Here is an 18,717-nt window from a genome sequence, read left to right as displayed (position 1 = left end):
CAGCAAGGAGAAAGCGGCATGACACAAATTACTGTTAAAGCACTGAGTGAAGAAATTGGTACACCAGTTGACCGCTTATTAGAGCAACTTGCTGATGCTGGTATGACAAAAGCGAGTGCAGATCAGGTAACCGAAGAAGAGAAGCAAAAATTGCTTACTCACCTGAAAAAAGAGCACGGTGATACTTCTGGTGAAGCTGAACCAACTCGTTTAACTCTACAGCGTAAAACTCGCAGCACACTAAGCGTCAATGCTGGTGGCGGCAAGAGTAAGGATGTTCAAGTAGAAGTGCGCAAAAAGCGCACTTATGTGAAGCGCAGCACTATCGAAGACGACGCGAACCGCGAGGCTGAGGAAGCAGCAAAGCGTGAAGCTGAAGAGCTTGCGAAGCGTGAAGCTGAAGAGCTAGCAAAACGTGAAGCTGCAGAGAAAGCACAACGCGAGGCCGAAGAAAAAGCGAAGCGAGAAGCGGACGCAAAACGTGAAGCTGAAGAAAAGGCCAAACGCGTACAAGCTGATAAGGCTAAGAAAGACATGAATGCAACAAAAAGTGCAGAAGTGAACGCGCAAGCGAAAAACGAAGCTGACGAACTGAAACGTCGTCAGGAAGAAGAAGCACAGCGTAAAGCTGAACAAGAAGCAGCTAAGCTGGTTGAAGAAGCTCGCAAGCTTGCTGAAGAAAATGAGGCTCGCTGGAGTGAAGCGGAACAGAAGAAGAAAGAGTTGGAAAACTCTGACTATCATGTAACGACTTCATCATACGCTCGTGAAGCAGAAGATGCTGCGGATCGCAAAGAAGAAGGTGGTCGTCGTAAGAAGAAGAAAGCTTCTGGCAACGATGGTCAAAACCGTGGTGGTCGTAACCAGCGCGGCGCTAAAGGCCGCAATAAAGGTAAACTGGCTAAGCCTGCTTCAATGCAGCAAGGTTTCGATAAGAGCGCGACGGTTGCAAAAGCTGACGTTGTTGTCGGTGAAACCATCGTTGTATCAGAACTTGCTAACAAGATGTCTGTAAAAGGGACAGAAGTTATCAAAGTAATGATGAAGATGGGTGCAATGGCGACGATCAACCAGGTTATCGACCAAGAAACAGCACAACTTGTTGCTGAAGAAATGGGCCACAAGGTAATTCTGCGTAAAGAGAACGAGCTAGAAGAAGCAGTACTGTCAGACCGTGACAGCAATGCGGAGACGGTACCTCGTGCTCCAGTTGTTACCATCATGGGTCACGTTGACCATGGTAAGACTTCTACACTTGATTACATCCGTAAAGCGCACGTTGCGTCAGGCGAAGCCGGTGGTATCACACAGCACATCGGTGCATACCACGTTGAAACTGAAAACGGCATGATCACCTTCCTGGATACTCCTGGACACGCGGCGTTTACGGCAATGCGTGCTCGTGGTGCTCAGGCAACAGATATCGTTGTTCTTGTTGTAGCAGCAGACGATGGTGTAATGCCACAGACAATCGAAGCAATCCAGCACGCGAAAGCGGCGGGTGTACCTCTGATTGTTGCCGTGAACAAGATCGATAAAGAAGATGCGAACCCAGACAACGTTAAGAATGAGCTGGCTCAATACGATGTTATTCCTGAGGAGTGGGGCGGTGAGAACATGTTTGTTCACATCTCTGCGAAACAGGGTACAAACATTGAAGGTCTGCTAGAAACTATCCTTCTACAATCTGAAGTTCTTGAGCTAACAGCGGTAGAAGAAGGCATGGCGTCTGGTGTGGTTGTTGAATCTCGCCTAGATAAAGGTCGCGGCCCAGTTGCCACTGTACTGGTTCAGTCTGGTACTCTAAACAAAGGTGATATCCTTCTTTGTGGTCAAGAGTACGGCCGTGTTCGTGCAATGCGTGATGAGAATGGTAAAGAGATCTTCACTGCGGGTCCTTCTATCCCAGTAGAAATCATTGGTCTGTCTGGTGTGCCTGCATCTGGTGATGAAGCGACTGTTGTTCGTGATGAGCGTAAAGCACGTGAAGTTGCCAACTACCGTCAAGGTAAATTCCGTGATGTTAAACTAGCACGTCAACAAAAAGCGAAACTAGAGAACATGTTCTCTAACATGGCAGCTGGTGAAGTGGCTGAGCTTAATGTAGTACTTAAAGCAGACGTTCAAGGTTCTGTGGAAGCTATCGCAGACTCGCTACGTAAACTTTCTACTGAAGAAGTGAAAGTGAACATCGTGGGCTCTGGTGTTGGTGGTATTACAGAAACAGATGCTGTTCTAGCGGCCGCATCTAACGCTATCATCCTAGGTTTCAACGTTCGTGCTGATGCAACTGCGCGTCGTGCAGTTGAAGCTGAAAACCTAGATCTACGTTACTACTCAATCATTTATCAATTGATTGATGAAGTAAAACAAGCAATGGGCGGTATGCTTGCTCCAGAGTTCAAGCAAGAAATTATCGGCCTTGCAGAAGTGCGTGATGTATTTAAGTCACCAAAACTTGGCGCTATTGCGGGTTGTATGGTTACTGAAGGTACTATTAAGCGCAGTAACCCAATTCGTGTACTACGTGAGAACGTGGTTATCTACGAAGGTGAACTAGAGTCACTACGTCGCTTTAAAGATGACGTACAAGAAGTTAAGAACGGCTACGAATGTGGTATCGGCGTTAAGAACTACAACGATGTTCGCGTTGGTGACCAAATCGAAGTCTTCGAAATCGTTGAAGTCAAACGTACTCTAGACTAATTGACTAACATTGCTGGCTTATTTATTGATAGATAAGCAGTAATTGGTTGTTGAATACGCCATGGGGGGTTGGAATTTATCCATCCCCCCATTCTTTCTAATAAGAGAAAAGATATGTCAAAAGAATTTAGCCGCACGCAGCGTGTTTCACAGCAGCTGCAAAAAGAACTCGCCATGATCCTTCAACGCGAAGTTCGAGATTCTCGCCTAGGCATGGTGACGATTTCTGATGTGGAAGTGTCACGTGATTTAGCATACGCAAAAGTGTTTGTAACTTTCCTATGTGTTGGTGAGCAAACTCCAGAATCTTGCCTAGAAGCACTACGTGAGCATGAAGTTCATATTCGTATGATGCTAGGCAAACGCATTCGCCTACGTCTAACACCTGAAGTGCGTTTCCACTACGATAATACCCTTGTCGAGGGTATGCGTATGTCAAACCTAGTGTCAGAGGTAGTTAGCGAAGATAAGCGTAAACAGCATGACGCTGGCCGTGAAGACGAAAATTCGGAAGAAGGTAAGGCATAATGGCTCGCCGTCGTAAAGGTCGTCCAATTAATGGGGTTGTCCTCTTAGACAAGCCAACAGGCATTTCATCTAATGATGCGCTGCAGAAAGTAAAACGCATTTACTTTGCAGAGAAAGCAGGTCATACCGGTGCTCTGGATCCCCTAGCGACAGGTATGCTGCCAATTTGTCTTGGTGAAGCAACCAAGTTCTCTCAGTTCTTGTTGGATTCTGATAAACGCTACCGAGTGATCGCCAAGTTAGGTGAGCGCACAGATACTTCGGATTCTGATGGTGAAGTGGTTGAGACTCGTCCGGTAGACGTTTCTCTCGACAAGCTTGAAGCCTGTATTGATAAGTTCCGTGGTGAATCAGATCAAGTGCCTTCAATGTTTTCGGCATTGAAATACCAAGGTAAGCCTTTGTATGAATATGCACGAAAAGGCATTGAAGTGCCGCGTGAATCACGCAAAATTACGGTTTATGAAATCGTGCTGCATCGTTTTGAAGGTGATGAAGTCGAGATGGAAGTCCACTGTTCTAAAGGAACTTACATCCGTACTATCGTTGATGATCTCGGTGAGATGTTAGGCTGTGGTGCTCATGTCACTATGCTTCGTCGTACAGGTGTTGCCAAATACCCATACGAGAAAATGGTGACTCTAGAGCAACTTAATGAGCTGTTAGAGCAAGCACATCGTGATGAAGTTGCACCGAAAGAGCTACTTGATCCTCTGTTGTTACCTATGGATACCGCGGTCGAAGACTTACCAGAAGTAAACCTTAATGCTGAATTGACCAACTTGGTTCAGCACGGTATGCCAGTGCAAGTATTCGGCGCACCAGAGGGCACACCGCTGCGTATGACGTCAGGTGAAGAGAAGCTGTTCATTGGTGTTGCTGAGGTGAATGATGATGGTAAGGTGGCACCAAAGCGCCTAGTTGTCTTCCGCGAAGAAGCTGAGTAGCGGCATCATTACTGAATATTTAAAACCGAAGCTTAAAGCTTCGGTTTTTTTATAGCTGTGTGGCGCAATTTCTGTGGATACTTGATGCAATAGCAACAAGCAGTCGTTACTTATGTAGCGAGGTTTGCCAAGGCGTCGAATTTTGTAGGAGTCTGGACTCTTGTGTAAGAGGCTATTTAATTAGCTTAGCTTCGCTCAGAGCGGCTCTCAGTGCGTCAGCACGTTTGCGGTTAACTCCAAAATCAGAGTGACCGGTGCGAGATTCAGAGCGAACAATCAGACTGTTCCCTTCTATTCTTAATTCCAAATCATCGACGAAACGCATGATCTTACTGGTAAATTCTACTCGTAAATAATCAGCGCTTTTTTCCGCAGTTTTGGTTCTTGGCTCTTTTAGTACCACAGCTTCGATCTGACCTAAGGTCACGCCGTCATTGAGTTCAAACGGGGCGAGGTTATGCTCTGGTCGAGTATCTTGTGTTGAAACGCAGTTAGGCTTGTCACCACAAGGGGAAGCTGTGCGATCTGACATATCTTGTACTCCTTGGCTACAAGCGGTTAAACCCAATAGGGTGATTGAAAGGAGAGCGGCGTTCTTCATATTGAATACCTTGTCTTACTCTAATTGAATTCAATTATATGTTTTAAATGAAAAAAGGATCCAATTAATGGATCCTTTTGTGAGTTGAGGTAGGACTATACCTCAAGGTAATCAAGTATACCTTCAGCAGCTTTGCGGCCTTCATCAATCGCAGTGACGACAAGATCAGATCCGCGAACGGCATCCCCTCCGGCAAAGATTTTTTTGTTGCTTGTCTGGAACATAAACTCTTGGTCTGAAGGTGCTTTGATGCGTCCCCATTGATCGAGTTCAACATCATACGGTGTCAACCATTCCATTTTATGTGGCTGGAAACCAAATGCCATGATCACTGCATCTGCTGGCAATATGTGTTCACTGCCTGCTACAGGCTCTGGACGGCGACGCCCTGCTTCATCGGGCTCTCCAAGCGCGGTTTTAACCACTTTCACCCCCGAAACTTTGCCAAAGGTATCCACTTCGACGCCTAAAGGTTGAAGGTTAAACTTAAAATCCACGCCTTCTTCTTTGGCATTTTTTACTTCTCGACGAGAACCTGGCATGTTGGCTTCATCACGTCGATAGGCACAAATGACGTTAGAGGCCCCTTGTCTAATGGATGTGCGAACACAGTCCATCGCGGTATCACCGCCCCCGAGTACGACGACTTTTTTACCGGTCATATCAATGAAGGGTTGCTCAGCTTCCAAGCCCATGACTTTGTATGTGTTGGAAATCAAAAACGGCAGTGCATCATAGACACCCGGCGCTTCTTCATTTTCTAGGCCGGCACGCATGTTTTTATAGGTACCAACCCCAAGAAACACGGCATCGTATTCTTCAATCAGTTGCTGCATCTGAACATCTTTACCTACCTCAACGTTGAGCTGGAATTCCACGCCCATTTCAGTAAAGACACGACGTCGGTTTTCCATGACGCCTTTTTCCAGTTTGAATGATGGAATACCAAAAGTGAGTAGGCCACCGATTTCTGGGTAGCGATCGAACACAACAGGTTTGACTCCATTGCGCACTAAAATATCTGCAGCAGCAAGTCCTGCTGGGCCTGCGCCAATAATAGCGACCTTCTTATCTGTCCATTCCACCTTGGACATATCTGGTTTCCAACCCATTTCGAAGGCTTTATCTGTGATATATTTTTCAATATTACCTATGGTTACGGCGCCAAAGTCATCATTCAGGGTACAAGAACCTTCGCATAATCGGTCTTGTGGACAAACTCGCCCACACACTTCTGGTAAGCTATTTGTTTGGTGAGAAAGCTCAACGGCTTCCAAGATTCGCCCTTCATTAGCAAGTTTTAGCCATTGCGGAATGTAGTTATGTACAGGGCATTTCCACTCGCAGTATGGGTTACCGCAGTCAAGACAGCGATCAGCTTGAGCAGTGGCTTGTTGCTTGGTAAAGGGTTCATAAATTTCGACGAATTCAATCTTGCGAACTTTAATCGGTTTCTTCGCAGGATCGACGCGTTGTACATCAATAAATTGGTATACGTTCTGGCTCATGATTCAAACATCCTCCATGATTACTGCGCTTGAACGCGAAGTTCAGCGGCACTACGACTTTGGTGACCCAGCAGGGTACGAAGGTCTGCAGCTTTAGGTTTCACCAGATAGAACTTTGGAATCCATTCATCAAAGTTCGCCAGAATATCTTCAGCGTGAACTGAGTTTGTCTCTTCAAGATGCTCCGCAATCAGGCCACGTAAATGTTCCTGATGGATATAGAGATCAGACAGCGCCAGTGCCTCGACTGATTCATTGTTCACTCGGCCTTGGAAGTCTTCATTCTTATCAAGAACGTAGGCAAATCCCCCTGTCATGCCTGCACCAAAATTGACTCCGGTTGCGCCAAGAATTGCCACGATACCGCCAGTCATATATTCACAAGCGTTGTCGCCTGCGCCTTCAATGACTGCGATGGTTCCAGAGTTACGTACGCCAAAGCGCTCGCCTGCCGTGCCAGCTGCAAACAGTTTGCCGCCAGTTGCACCGTATAAGCAGGTGTTACCAATAATAGTGGCTTCATTACAGCGGAATGCTGTCCCTAAGTGTGGTTTGATGACCAACTTGCCTCCAGCCATGCCTTTACCAACATAGTCATTGGCATCACCAGTGAGATACTGTTCTACACCACCGGCATTCCAGACCCCAAATGATTGTCCAGCGGTGCCATCAAGGTGGAGCTTAATGGGGGTTGCCGCCATGCCTTGGTTTCCATAACGCTTAGCAATTTCACCTGATAGACGCGCACCAATCGAGCGATCGGTATTAATGACGTTATAGAAGAAGCTTGCGGACTCGCGTGCTTCGACGGCTGAAAGGACATCATCGATGATCTTCTGGTTCAACTCAGCCTTATCAAACGGTGTGTTAGGTTCTGTCCAAAATAGTGGATGACCTTCCGGTGATACAGGCGCTTCAAGAATATTGCTTAAGTCGAGCTTGGTTTGCTTGGCGGTCATCCCTTCTACTGTCTCAAGCAGTTCAGTACGACCGATGAGATCAGTGAGCTTTTCCACTTCCAGTTCTGCTAGCAAAGCACGTACTTCATCAGCCAAACCTACAAAGTAATTCATCACTTGCTCAGGTAAACCTTTAAAGAATTCTTTGCGGAGCATTTCGTCTTGAGTGGCAACGCCTGTTGCACAGTTATTGAGGTGACAAATGCGCAGGAATTTACAGCCCATCGCTACCATAGGTGCTGTTCCAAAGCCGAAGCTTTCTGCACCTAGTATCGCGGCTTTTACAACGTCTAAACCTGTTTTTAGACCGCCATCCACTTGAAGGCGAATCTTGTGACGAAGCCCGTTAGCCACCAGTGCTTGTTGAGTTTCGGCAAGGCCTAGCTCCCAAGGACAACCGGCGTATTTTACCGATGTCAGTGGGCTGGCAGCAGTCCCCCCGTCATAGCCTGAGATGGTGATCAAGTCTGCATACGCTTTTGCCACACCAGTGGCAATAGTGCCAACACCAGGTTCAGAAACCAGTTTGACCGATACTAAGGCGTTTGGATTAACCTGCTTTAGGTCGAAGATCAACTGAGCTAAATCTTCAATCGAATAGATATCGTGGTGCGGTGGAGGAGAGATCAGCGTAACGCCTTGTACCGAATAGCGTAATTTAGCGATTTCCGCTGTAACCTTATGCCCCGGAAGCTGACCACCTTCACCCGGCTTTGCACCCTGAGCGACTTTGATTTGCAGAACATCGGCATTGGTCAGGTAATGCGGAGTGACACCAAATCGACCTGAGGCAATCTGTTTAATACGAGAGTTACGTTCTGTGCCGAAGCGGCGTGGATCTTCGCCACCTTCACCTGAATTTGAATAGCCACCGAGACGGTTCATCGCGGTTGCCAGAGCTTCATGAGCTTCTGGGCTCAGAGCGCCAATGGACATTGCGGCAGAGTCAAAGCGTTTAAACAGTTCAGTGCTTGGTTCAACCTGTTCTAGTGGTAGCGGCGTCGCAGATTTTTTCAGCGTCATCAAGTCACGCAACATCGCAACTGGACGTTGGTTTACTTGTTTGGCAAAACTTTGATAATCACCACTCTCACCGGATTTGACGGCCTGTTGCAATGTGCCAACGACATCCGGGTTATAGGCATGATACTCGCCGCCATGGACATATTTCAGTAAACCACCATGTTCAATGGCTTTACGTTTAGCCCAGGCTTTACGTGAAAGGTTAAACAAGTCTTGCTGGAAGTCGTCGAAGCTGGCGCCTTGGATACGAGTCGTGACCCCGCGGAAGCAAAGTTCGACAACATCTTCACTTAGGCCCACCGCTTCAAACAATTGCGAGCAACGGTAAGAGGCAACGGTGGATATGCCCATTTTGGACATGATCTTATAGAGGCCTTTGTTAATGCCATATTGATAGTTTTGCATCACATCGCGGTAGCTTTTTTCAAGCGCACCATCATCAATCAGTTTACCTAAGGCTTCATAAGCCAAGTATGGGTATACCGCTGTTGCACCAAATCCAAGTAGGACAGCAAACTGATGTGGATCGCGAGCAGTGGCTGTCTCGACAATAATGTTGGCATCACAACGAAGATTCTCTTCAATCAAACGTGTTTGCACCGCGCCTACTGCCATCGCAGCAGGAATCGGCAGCTTGCCTTTCACTAACGCGCGATCAGATAAAACCACCAATACAGTCCCTTCACGCACAACGTCGACTGCTTGGTCACATAAGTCGTTGATAGCTTGTTGTAGGTCTTTGCTCTCAGGATCGTAATTGATATCTAAGATGGTGTTACGGTAGTGCGCATCAGCCAGTTCGAGCAGTTGCTGCATGTCTGAATAAAGCAGTACCGGCGAATCAAAAGTTACGCGATGAGCGTGTCCATCGGTTTCGCAGAACACGTTCATTTCTTGGCCAACACTGGTCGCCAGTGACATGACGTGCTTTTCACGCAACGGATCGATCGGTGGATTGGTGACCTGAGCAAATTTCTGACGGAAGTAGTCTGTAACTAATCGTTCTTTCGAGGAAAGAATGGCCATCGGGGTATCATCACCCATAGAGCCAACCGCTTCTTGACCCATATCACCAAGGACTCGAAGGACTTGATCGACTTCTTCGTTAGTCATAGCGAATTGCTTCTGATAGGTCTTGAGCAAGTCACTATCAAAATTGCGCTTACCTACCTGATCTTCAGGCAACTGAGCAAATGGTTTGAGCTTATGGACGTTATTGTCCATCCACTCTTTATATGGGTGGCGACCTTTTAGATCGTTGTCAATTTCACTTGATTGCCATAATTTCCCGCGGCGTGTGTCAACGACCAACAATTCGCCCGGTCCAACACGGCCTTTTTCTGCCACTTCGTCGGGAGCATAATCCCAAATACCAACCTCTGATGCCAGTGTAATGAGCTGGTCTTTAGTGATGACATAACGAGCGGGGCGCAGGCCATTACGATCTAGGTTACACGCAGCATAACGACCATCGGACAATACGATGCCAGCAGGGCCATCCCATGGTTCCATATGTTTGGAGTTGAAATCGTAGAATGCACGCAAATCCGGATCCATATCCGGGTGATTTTGCCATGCAGGCGGCACCAGCATTCTCATCGCACGGAAGACGTCCATGCCACCCGCTAGGAAAAGGTCGAGCATGTTATCCAGACTGGATGAATCAGAGCCCGTTTCGTTCACAAATGGAGCTGCCGTTTGCAGATCAGGCAGTAGGGGCGAAGCGAATTTGTATGCACGAGCACGTGCCCACTGGCGATTGCCTTCAATGGTATTGATTTCACCATTGTGTGCCAGATAGCGGAAGGGTTGAGCCAGCGGCCAACGTGGCTGGGTATTTGTTGAAAAACGCTGGTGGAACAAGCAAATAGCGGATTCCATGCGCAAGTCTGCGAGATCGAGGTAAAAGCGTGGTAAGTCTGCAGGCATGCACAGGCCTTTATATACAATCACCTGTGTGGATAAGCTGCAGATGTAAAAATCACTGTCTTGCGTGATTTGTTTTTCTATGCGGCGGCGTGCGATATACAAACGACGTTCAATGTCACGCTCACGCCAGCCTGCAGGGGCAGAAATGAATATTTGTTGAATATTAGGTAACGAATCCAGTGCGATTGGGCCTAAAACATCTGAGTTGGTCGGCACATCACGCCAACCTGAAACGGTCAGAGTTTCTTGAGTTAACTCTTTATTGATGATGTCTTTAGCAGATTGCGCTTTGACTGGATCTTGGCTGAAAAACATCATACCTACAGCGTATTGTTTACTGAGGTTGAAGTTGTTCTCTTCCGCGATGAGGCGTAAATATGAGTCGGGCTTTTGTAATAGAAGTCCACAACCATCGCCGGTTTTACCGTCGGCGGCGATACCACCTCGGTGGGTCATGCGATCCAATGCCGAAATTGCTGTACGAACCAGTTTGTGGCTTGGTTGTCCTTCCATATGAGCGATCAAACCAAATCCACAGTTGTCTTTTTCAAGACTAGGATCATATAAAGCCATTGCAATTCTCCCTTTGCTTCTCTGTCTTCCAGACAGAACTACCAACATCACAAGGGTTGGTATGTATGACTAACTATGCTTTCAAATTGTCACATTCCGCATAAATATACGCAGAATGGTTTGTTATTATTTTTTAAATAAAGACGAAATCATTTTCATCGACTTCACAACGTATAGCGTATGATAGAAAAGGTCAAGTTTTTGGTGATATATAACATCAATGTTATATTTACCCACCAATATCCTAAAAAGTACTTATATATCATGAGTATATGTTTTTGATTGTTACAATTTTGCAACAATTGAATTCGGTTGGAATAAAAAAGACCAGCACAATGTGCTGGTCAAGTTGGATAGTTTGGAAGGATTGATTAGTTATTCGTTTTAACTCCAGAATTATTCATTGTTGTCTGATGCTGGAGTTGATTCGACTTATGCTGATAGCATTAGTGAATCGGCTTTCGCTTCAAGATGAGTCCCACCCATTAGGTAGTCATCGATCGCACGGGCACATTCGCGACCTTCATTGATACAACGAACCACTAAAGACTGGCCTGTTCGCATATCACCAGCAGCAAATACACCTTCTTGGCTTGTAGCAAAACCCTGAGTTTCCACGTTACCACGCTCATCTAGCGCGATATCCAGTTGAGCAAGTACCCCTGTTGGTTCTGGGTGTAGGAAGCCCATGGCTAGGAATGCCAGATCACACGCGATTACACGCTCGCTGCCTTCTACTTCTTTGAAGTTTGGACGCTCGCCTGGTTTTGCATCTTGCCAAACGATATCAGCTAATCGAAGGCCAGTGACTTCACCTTTGTCATTACCAATGAACTCTTTGGTTAGGATATTCCAGTGGCGATCAACGCCTTCTTCATGAGATGTCGAAGTACGCAAGATCATCGGGTACTGTGGCCATGGCATATTAGCAGGGCGTTTCTCTGGTGGAATCGGCATGATTTCAACCTGAGTGATGCTTGCTGCACCGTGGCGGTTTGATGTACCTACGCAGTCAGAACCAGTATCACCACCACCAATGACGACAACATGTTTGCCTTTTGCGTGGATCTCTTCGGTTTTAAGATCCATGTTGTTGGCGCGGCGGTTGTTTTGACCTAGGAATTCCATCGCGAAATGAACGCCTTTTAGCTCACGACCTGGAACAGGCAAATCACGTGGGACAGTTGAGCCACCCGTTAGCAGAACCACATCGAACTCTTGACGCAGTTGCTGGGCATTCACATCAACACCAACGTGTTGGTTTACTTTGAATTCGATGCCCGCTTCGGCCATCAGGTTGATCTTACGATCAATCACGTCCATACCTAGTTTGAAATCTGGGATACCAAAACGTAGCAGGCCACCGACCTTCTCGTCTCGCTCGAATACCGTCACGGTATGACCTGCACTGTTTAGCTGCTCAGCCGCCGCAAGGCCAGCAGGACCCGAACCGATGATCGCAACGGTTTTGCCAGTGCGAGAACGTGGTGTTTTTGGTTTGGCGTACCCTTCACGATACGCCGTTTCTACGATGGTTTTCTCGATATTACAGATAGTGATTGGATCTTGGTTAATGCCAAGTACACAAGCACTTTCACATGGAGCAGGGCAAACACGACCAGTAAACTCTGGGAAATTATTGGTTGAGCTTAGAATGTTCCATGCTTCTTCCCAGCTATCACGATAAACGGCATCGTTAAACTCCGGGATGATATTACCGATAGGGCAGCCGTTATGACAAAACGGCACACCACAGTCCATACAACGAGAAGCTTGAGTATTGATCTTGTCTCCAAACTCCTCGTTCAGAACGAACTCTTTGTTGTTCTTGATGCGTTCAACTGGGTCGATCTTCTGTGGTAGTTCACGACCATGCTCTAAAAATCCAGTAGGCTTACCCATTATACGGCCTCCACTTGAGTTTCGTTTCCTTGAGACTGTGCTTCAGCTTTACGCTTTTGAAGAACTGCTTTGTAGTCACGTGGCATCACCTTAACCATAGAGGCTAGGCTTGCTTCAAAGTTGTCTAGGAAAGACTGAGCAACTTCACTTCCTGTGAATTGAATATGCTTGGTTAGCATGTCGAGTAATAGCTCTCGGTCTTCATGCTCTATTGGATCTAGGTCTACTAGCTCTGGGTTCAGTTTCGACTCAAAGTCGCCTGATTTATCCCATACGTAAGCGACACCGCCACTCATACCAGCAGCAAAGTTGCGACCTGTTGAACCAAGGATAATCGCTGCACCGCCTGTCATGTATTCACAACCATGATCACCGACGCCTTCTACTACTACTTTCGCGCCTGAGTTACGAACACAGAAACGTTCACCAGCCATACCGCGAATGAAAGACTCACCCGAAGTTGCACCATAGAAACACACGTTACCAACCACGATGTTGTCTTCCGCGACAATGCTTGCTTTCGCATCTGGGTAAAGTACTAATGTACCGCCAGATAAGCCTTTACCCCAGTAGTCGTTCGCGTCGCCTTCCACTTCGAACTTCACGCCCTTAGCTAGGAATGCACCGAATGACTGACCCGCAGAACCTTTGAATTTCACGTTCATTGGCTCAGGTAGACCCGCATCTTTGTACACTTTCGAGATTTCGTTCGACAACATGGTACCTGCAGAGCGGTCCGTGTTGACGATAGGGAATTCTGCATTCACCGCTTCGCCTTTCTCCAGAGCGGGAATTGCTGCTTGAATCAGCTTGCGGTCTAGCACTTCTTCTAGATTGTGGTTCTGCTGAGCTTGGTTGAATACGCCATCGGCTTCGCGTGGTTGCTCAACGTGGAGAACAGGAGACAGATCTAGATTCTTGTATTTCCAGTGAGAAATGTCTTGGCGAATTTTCAGTTTCTGGCCTTGACCGACCATCTCATCGATAGTGCGGAAGCCAAGTTCAGCCATGATTTCACGCAGACCTTGTGCCATGTATTGGAAGAAGGTGACGACGTCTTCTACGCGACCATCAAAGCGCTCACGAAGCGTCTTGTTTTGAGTCGCGATACCGACAGGACAGGTGTTCTTATGACACTTACGCATCATAATACATCCTTCAACCACCAATGCTGCGGTTGCCACACCCCATTCTTCTGCACCAAGTAGTGTTGCCACTGCAAGGTCACGAGGTGTCTTCATCTGACCATCCGCTTGAACCACGATACGGTTACGCAGACCGTTCTTCAGTAGCGTTTGATGCGTTTCCGCCAAACCAAGTTCCCAAGGAAGACCAGTATGACGGATTGAAGACATTGGTGATGCACCAGTACCACCGTCGAAACCTGCGATAAGTACAACGTCTGCTTTCGCTTTAGCAACACCAGAAGCGATAGTACCGACGCCCGCTTCCGATACCAGTTTAACGTTTACACGACCCGCGCGGTTCGCATTCTTCAAGTCATAGATAAGCTGAGCCAAGTCTTCGATTGAATAGATATCGTGGTGTGGCGGTGGCGAGATAAGACCGACACCCGGAGTTGAGTGACGTGTTGCACCGATCCAATCGTCTACCTTATCGCCTGGTAGCTGACCACCTTCACCTGGTTTCGCGCCTTGAGCCATCTTGATCTGTAGCTCATCAGCGTTGGTTAGGTAGTAAGAGGTTACGCCGAAACGACCTGAAGCGACCTGCTTGATTGCTGAGCGCTCCCAATCGCCATTTTCTTTGCGCTCGAAACGCATTGGGTCTTCACCACCTTCACCGGAGTTCGATTTCGCGCCAAGGCGGTTCATCGCAACAGCCAGTGTCGAGTGTGCTTCGTACGAAATAGAACCGAATGACATAGCACCGGTCGCGAAGCGTTTCACTATGCTTTCAATTGGCTCGACGTCGTCGATAGAGATAGAGCCCGCTGGGTTTTTAATGAACTCAAGTTGGCTACGCAGGGTTACCGCGTTGTCACCTTGTTTATCTACAGCGGTCGCGTATTGCTTGAACTGATCGTAGTTCTTGTTGCGCGTAGACTCTTGCAGTAGAGAAATGGTTTCTGGGTTGAACAGGTGCTTCTCACCACGCTGTTTCCATTGGTAAACACCACCAACATCCAGCATTTGAATTGGAATTTCGCGTTGTGGATAACCGATGCGGTGACGGATCAAAACTTCTTTGGCGATATCATCAAGGGTTAGACCTTGAATACGAGAAACCGTACCTGTGAAGTATTTGTCTACTACTGACTTGTGGATCCCCAAGGCTTCGAAGATTTGCGCACCATGGTACGACTGTAGCGTAGAAATCCCCATCTTCGAGAAGATCTTCAGCAGACCGCCATTGATCGCTTTACGGTAGTTGTTGAACAGATCGCGAGGGTTCGCTTCTGGATCCAACTTCTTGGTACGTTGAAGTTCAATGATGGTTTCAATCACTAGGTAAGGGTTAACCGCATTCGCACCGTAACCAAGTAGCGTTGCAAAGTGGTGCGTTTCGCGTGCGTCACCGGTTTCAACCACGATGTCACATTTCGCACGTAGACCTTTGCGGATCAAATGGTGGTGCACAGCACCAACAGCCAGCATTGCTGGAATCGCCGCATGGTTTGAGTTCACTGCTCGGTCAGTTAGTAAGATGATTGAGTAACCATCGACAACCGCGTCTTCTGCGTATTGGCAGATACGTTTTAGTGCACGCTCAAGCTTGCCTTGATCTTCATTGGCTTGGAATACGATATCCAACGTCTTCGCTTGTAGGTGCTCGTTATCGATAGCACGCAGTTTTTCAAGCTCGGAGTTCGCCAGAACAGGTGATTCCAACTCGACTTTCTGACAGTGAAGTGGCGTTTCAGTCAGAAGGTTGTGGTCTTTACCCAAGTATGTATTCAGCGACATAACCATACGCTCACGGATCGGGTCGATCGGTGGGTTAGTTACCTGTGCAAACAGCTGCTTGAAGTAGTTTGAAAGGTGCTGAGACTGATGAGATAGAACCGCAAGAGGCCAGTCGGCACCCATAGCTGATAATGGTTCCTTCGCGTCATTCGCCATTGGAACGATGATTTCGTTCACTTCTTCAGTGCTCACACCGAAAGCTTGTTGACGGTGCAGCAAACGCTCAGGAGAAGGTTGGCTGAACTGGTTGCTCGCATCTGGTAGCTTCTTCAAGCTCAGTAGGTTTTCTTCTACCCACTGCTCGTAAGGCTGCGCCGTTGCAATGCTGTCTTTCACTTCTTCGTCAGAAATGATGCGACCTTGCTCTAGGTCTGCAACGAAGATACGACCTGGTTGTAGACGTCCGCGGAATTCAACGTTCTCTGGTTCAATATCCACAACACCAGATTCTGATGCCATCACGAGGAAATTGTCTTTGGTCACTGTGTAGCGAGAAGGGCGTAGGCCGTTACGGTCAAGTGTCGCACCAACTTGAACACCATCAGTAAAACATACTGAAGCAGGACCATCCCATGGTTCCATGATATTCGCGTGGTACTGATAGAACGCGCGACGTTTAGGATCCATGTTTTTGTTTTCTTGCCATGCTTCTGGTATCAACATCATCAGTGCTTGTGGCAGGCTGCGACCAGAAAGAACTAGGAGCTCAAGTGCCATGTCAAAGTTAGATGAATCCGAGCTCCCTTCCTGACAGATTGGAAGAAGCATGTCGATTTCAGCCTGAGTAAACAGGTCTGATTCTAGGATTGCTTCGCGGGCTTTCATCCAGTTCAAGTTGCCGCGAACTGTATTGATTTCACCGTTGTGTGCAATGTAACGGAAAGGCTGTGCAAGACGCCATTTCGGGAAGGTATTGGTAGAGAAACGAGAGTGCACCAGTGCCAGTGCAGTCACCATGGTCGGGTTTTGCAGATCAAGGAAGTACTGAGGTACTTGCTCGGTCGTTAACTGACCTTTGTACACCAATGTCTTGTAAGACATCGAGTTAATGTAGAAGTCGTCACCAATGTTCGAAACGCTTTCTAGGCAAACACGTACAGTGTAGTTACGAAGTACATACAGTTTGCGCTCAAGCTCTTCGGGTGTGATGCCCGGACCACCAGAGATAAACACATGCTCAAACTGAGGTTCTGTGCTTAGTGGATCTGCACCGATCATTGAGTTGTCAGTTGGTAGTACACGGTAGCCGATGACTTCAAGGTCTAGACGTTGTGCGTTACGTTCCAGAATGTCACGGCATTGCTCACGTTTGTATTCGTCTTTCGGGAAAAGAACGATACCAACACCATACTTTTCAAACGAAGGCAATTTAATGCCTAGCTTAACCGCTTCTTCTAACAGGAATTCATGAGGTTTTTGTAGCAAGATACCCGCACCGTCACCGCTGCATGGGTCACAACCTTGACCACCGCGGTGTTCCATTCGTGCCAGCATATCCAATGCCTGAGTTACTACTTCGTGCGATTTACGGTTTTTGAGGTGAGCAACAAAACCGATACCACAAGCGTCATGCTCCAGTTCAGGAGTATACAGACCCTGTGAACTTTGCTCTCTATCTACCATAGATACATCCTTCCAGTTCAGTAGACGCAAATGTACTAGCTGATACTAGTTCTGCGTCCAGTCCTTTATTTTTATGATTCGCAGCCTGCCTAGGTTGGCGACTTTGACTCCATTCCGTACCTCGCAGGAAAAATATTGCGAGAAAAACAATCCTTGGTGAAATCCATGTTTTTTGTATCACAATCTAGTGATTTGTATAGGTGAGAGCTGGAAAACACCGATGTTTTAGTAACTAAATGTGTAATTTAATGCACAAATAAAACTAAAATCTGAAATTATCCTACAATTTTGTTAGGCGTAAATGCAATCGAAATTCGAGGTGATGGCGTTCTTTTTTATGTCTGATTTTGATCTTTATGTTTAACTTTTGCTTAACATTGGTATTTATTGCTTCATTTTATGCATGTTTATTGATTTTGGATAACTCCCTATCCGTTTTAAATCGATAACTTTCAACCTTTGTTTTTTTCATTTGTGTAATTTAATTACATTAATGGGAATGATATTTATTATTGTTTGGGGTGGGAATTGCAACTTCACGAACTAGTCAATACGATTGGGCAAGATCTTCAGCGCCGCTACGGGGAGAAAGTACATAAGTTGACGTTACATGCTGGCTTTAGCTGTCCAAATAGAGATGGAACAATAGGCCGAGGAGGGTGTACTTTCTGTAATGTTGCTTCTTTTTCAGACGAAAAAAATCAGATCAAGAGCATATGTGAACAGCTCAAAGATCGCGCTGGTGAAATCAGCAGAGCGGAAAAATATCTTGCTTATTTTCAGGCCTACACCAGCACCTATGCAGAAGTCGAAGTGTTGAAACGTATGTATGAACAGGCATTAAAAGCGGCAAACATTGTTGGACTGTGCGTTGGAACAAGACCTGACTGTGTTCCTGATGCAGTGTTAGAGCTTTTGGCGAGTTATGTGCGGCGAGGTTATGAAGTCTGGCTTGAGCTCGGTCTTCAGACTGCGAACAATCACACCCTTAAGCGTATAAATCGCGGCCATGATTTTAATTGTTATGCTAGCATCGCTAAACGAGCGAGAGCTTTAGGTATTAAAGTCTGTACCCACTTAATAGTTGGCCTACCGAAAGAAACCCACCAAGATAACATTGATACGATGCGTAAAGTTATTGATGTCGGAACTGATGGGATCAAACTTCACAGCTTGCACATTGTAGAAGGTAGTACCATGGCTAAAGCTTGGAAGGCAGGCAAGCTTAATGCTCCCTCTCTGCAGCAATATGTGGATACTGCTAGCGCCATGATCCGCATGACACCACCCGATATTGTGTTTCATCGGGTTTCATCGGCAGCCCGGCGTCCAACTCTGCTTGCCCCTTTATGGTGTGAGAATCGTTGGTTATCCATGACAGAAATTGGACGTACGCTTGAGCGTGATGGGCCACAAGGTTCCTTAATTAACCAACCTTTTTTATATACAAAACCCTCAATAAATACAGAAAAATCAGCAATAAGCTGATAT

9 protein-coding genes are annotated in these 18,717 nt (G+C 46.8%); 4 read left to right on the top strand and 5 right to left on the bottom strand.

The annotated features are described in order from the left end of the window. Positions 1-18: 18 nt before the first annotated feature. The 3 genes from infB (at position 19) to truB (ending at position 4,181) form a co-directional block, all read left to right on the top strand. On the top strand, positions 19-2,706 hold the full coding sequence (gene infB, locus OH455_RS03840; protein WP_269980406.1) for a translation initiation factor IF-2: 2,688 nt from the start codon (positions 19-21) through the stop codon (positions 2,704-2,706). Between the two features lie 114 nt (positions 2,707-2,820). Beyond that, the gene (rbfA, locus tag OH455_RS03835) at positions 2,821-3,234 is read left to right on the top strand and encodes a 30S ribosome-binding factor RbfA (RefSeq protein ID WP_269980405.1); all 414 of its coding nucleotides are present in this window, start codon (positions 2,821-2,823) and stop codon (positions 3,232-3,234) included. Further along, positions 3,234-4,181 (top strand): tRNA pseudouridine(55) synthase TruB, encoded by a 948-nt coding sequence (gene truB / locus OH455_RS03830; RefSeq protein ID WP_171323117.1) that lies wholly within the window; start codon positions 3,234-3,236, stop codon positions 4,179-4,181. The genes rbfA and truB overlap by 1 nt, the downstream gene beginning before the upstream one ends. Positions 4,182-4,353: 172 nt before the next feature. Here the strand turns inward: truB and OH455_RS03825 are convergent, their stop codons facing one another. The 5 genes from OH455_RS03825 to gltB (OH455_RS03805) form a co-directional block, all read right to left on the bottom strand. Next, positions 4,354-4,782, bottom strand: a complete 429-nt coding sequence (locus tag OH455_RS03825) for a DUF1499 domain-containing protein (RefSeq protein WP_269980404.1) — start codon at positions 4,780-4,782, stop codon at positions 4,354-4,356. A gap of 95 nt (positions 4,783-4,877) precedes the next feature. Further along, complete coding sequence (locus tag OH455_RS03820) at positions 4,878-6,290, bottom strand: FAD-dependent oxidoreductase (protein WP_269980403.1); 1,413 nt, start codon at positions 6,288-6,290, stop codon at positions 4,878-4,880. Between the two features lie 20 nt (positions 6,291-6,310). Further along, complete coding sequence (gene gltB / locus OH455_RS03815; RefSeq protein WP_269980402.1) at positions 6,311-10,774, bottom strand: glutamate synthase large subunit; 4,464 nt, start codon at positions 10,772-10,774, stop codon at positions 6,311-6,313. A gap of 432 nt (positions 10,775-11,206) precedes the next feature. Further along, positions 11,207-12,676: a glutamate synthase subunit beta gene (locus tag OH455_RS03810; protein WP_269980401.1), complete on the bottom strand. Its 1,470-nt coding sequence runs from the start codon at positions 12,674-12,676 to the stop codon at positions 11,207-11,209. Further along, on the bottom strand, positions 12,676-17,226 hold the full coding sequence (gene gltB, locus OH455_RS03805) for a glutamate synthase large subunit (RefSeq protein ID WP_269980400.1): 4,551 nt from the start codon (positions 17,224-17,226) through the stop codon (positions 12,676-12,678). The genes OH455_RS03810 and gltB (OH455_RS03805) overlap by 1 nt, the downstream gene beginning before the upstream one ends. Before the next feature lie 528 nt (positions 17,227-17,754). On the opposite strand from gltB (OH455_RS03805), the gene OH455_RS03800 reads away from it, so the two are divergent. Beyond that, positions 17,755-18,714: a TIGR01212 family radical SAM protein gene (locus tag OH455_RS03800; protein ID WP_269980399.1), complete on the top strand. Its 960-nt coding sequence runs from the start codon at positions 17,755-17,757 to the stop codon at positions 18,712-18,714. Positions 18,715-18,717 lie beyond the last annotated feature (3 nt).

Origin of the sequence: Vibrio sp. T11.5, from assembly GCF_027587155.1 — a bacterium.
In the GTDB taxonomy this organism is placed as follows: Bacteria; Pseudomonadota; Gammaproteobacteria; order Enterobacterales; family Vibrionaceae; genus Vibrio; species Vibrio neptunius.
Note: the sequence above shows the minus strand (reverse complement) of the source record. Positions and strands in the feature narration are given on the sequence as shown.

Excerpts from the sequence above, each read along its gene's own strand:
- infB (WP_269980406.1), top strand. The coding sequence starts at position 19 with ATGACACAAATTACTGTTAAAGCACTGAGTGAAGAAATTGGTACACCA.
- rbfA (WP_269980405.1), top strand. The coding sequence starts at position 2,821 with ATGTCAAAAGAATTTAGCCGCACGCAGCGTGTTTCACAGCAGCTGCAA.
- truB (WP_171323117.1), top strand. The coding sequence starts at position 3,234 with ATGGCTCGCCGTCGTAAAGGTCGTCCAATTAATGGGGTTGTCCTCTTA.
- OH455_RS03825 (WP_269980404.1), bottom strand. The coding sequence starts at position 4,782 with ATGAAGAACGCCGCTCTCCTTTCAATCACCCTATTGGGTTTAACCGCT.
- OH455_RS03820 (WP_269980403.1), bottom strand. The coding sequence starts at position 6,290 with ATGAGCCAGAACGTATACCAATTTATTGATGTACAACGCGTCGATCCT.
- gltB (WP_269980402.1), bottom strand. The coding sequence starts at position 10,774 with ATGGCTTTATATGATCCTAGTCTTGAAAAAGACAACTGTGGATTTGGT.
- OH455_RS03810 (WP_269980401.1), bottom strand. The coding sequence starts at position 12,676 with ATGGGTAAGCCTACTGGATTTTTAGAGCATGGTCGTGAACTACCACAG.
- gltB (WP_269980400.1), bottom strand. The coding sequence starts at position 17,226 with ATGGTAGATAGAGAGCAAAGTTCACAGGGTCTGTATACTCCTGAACTG.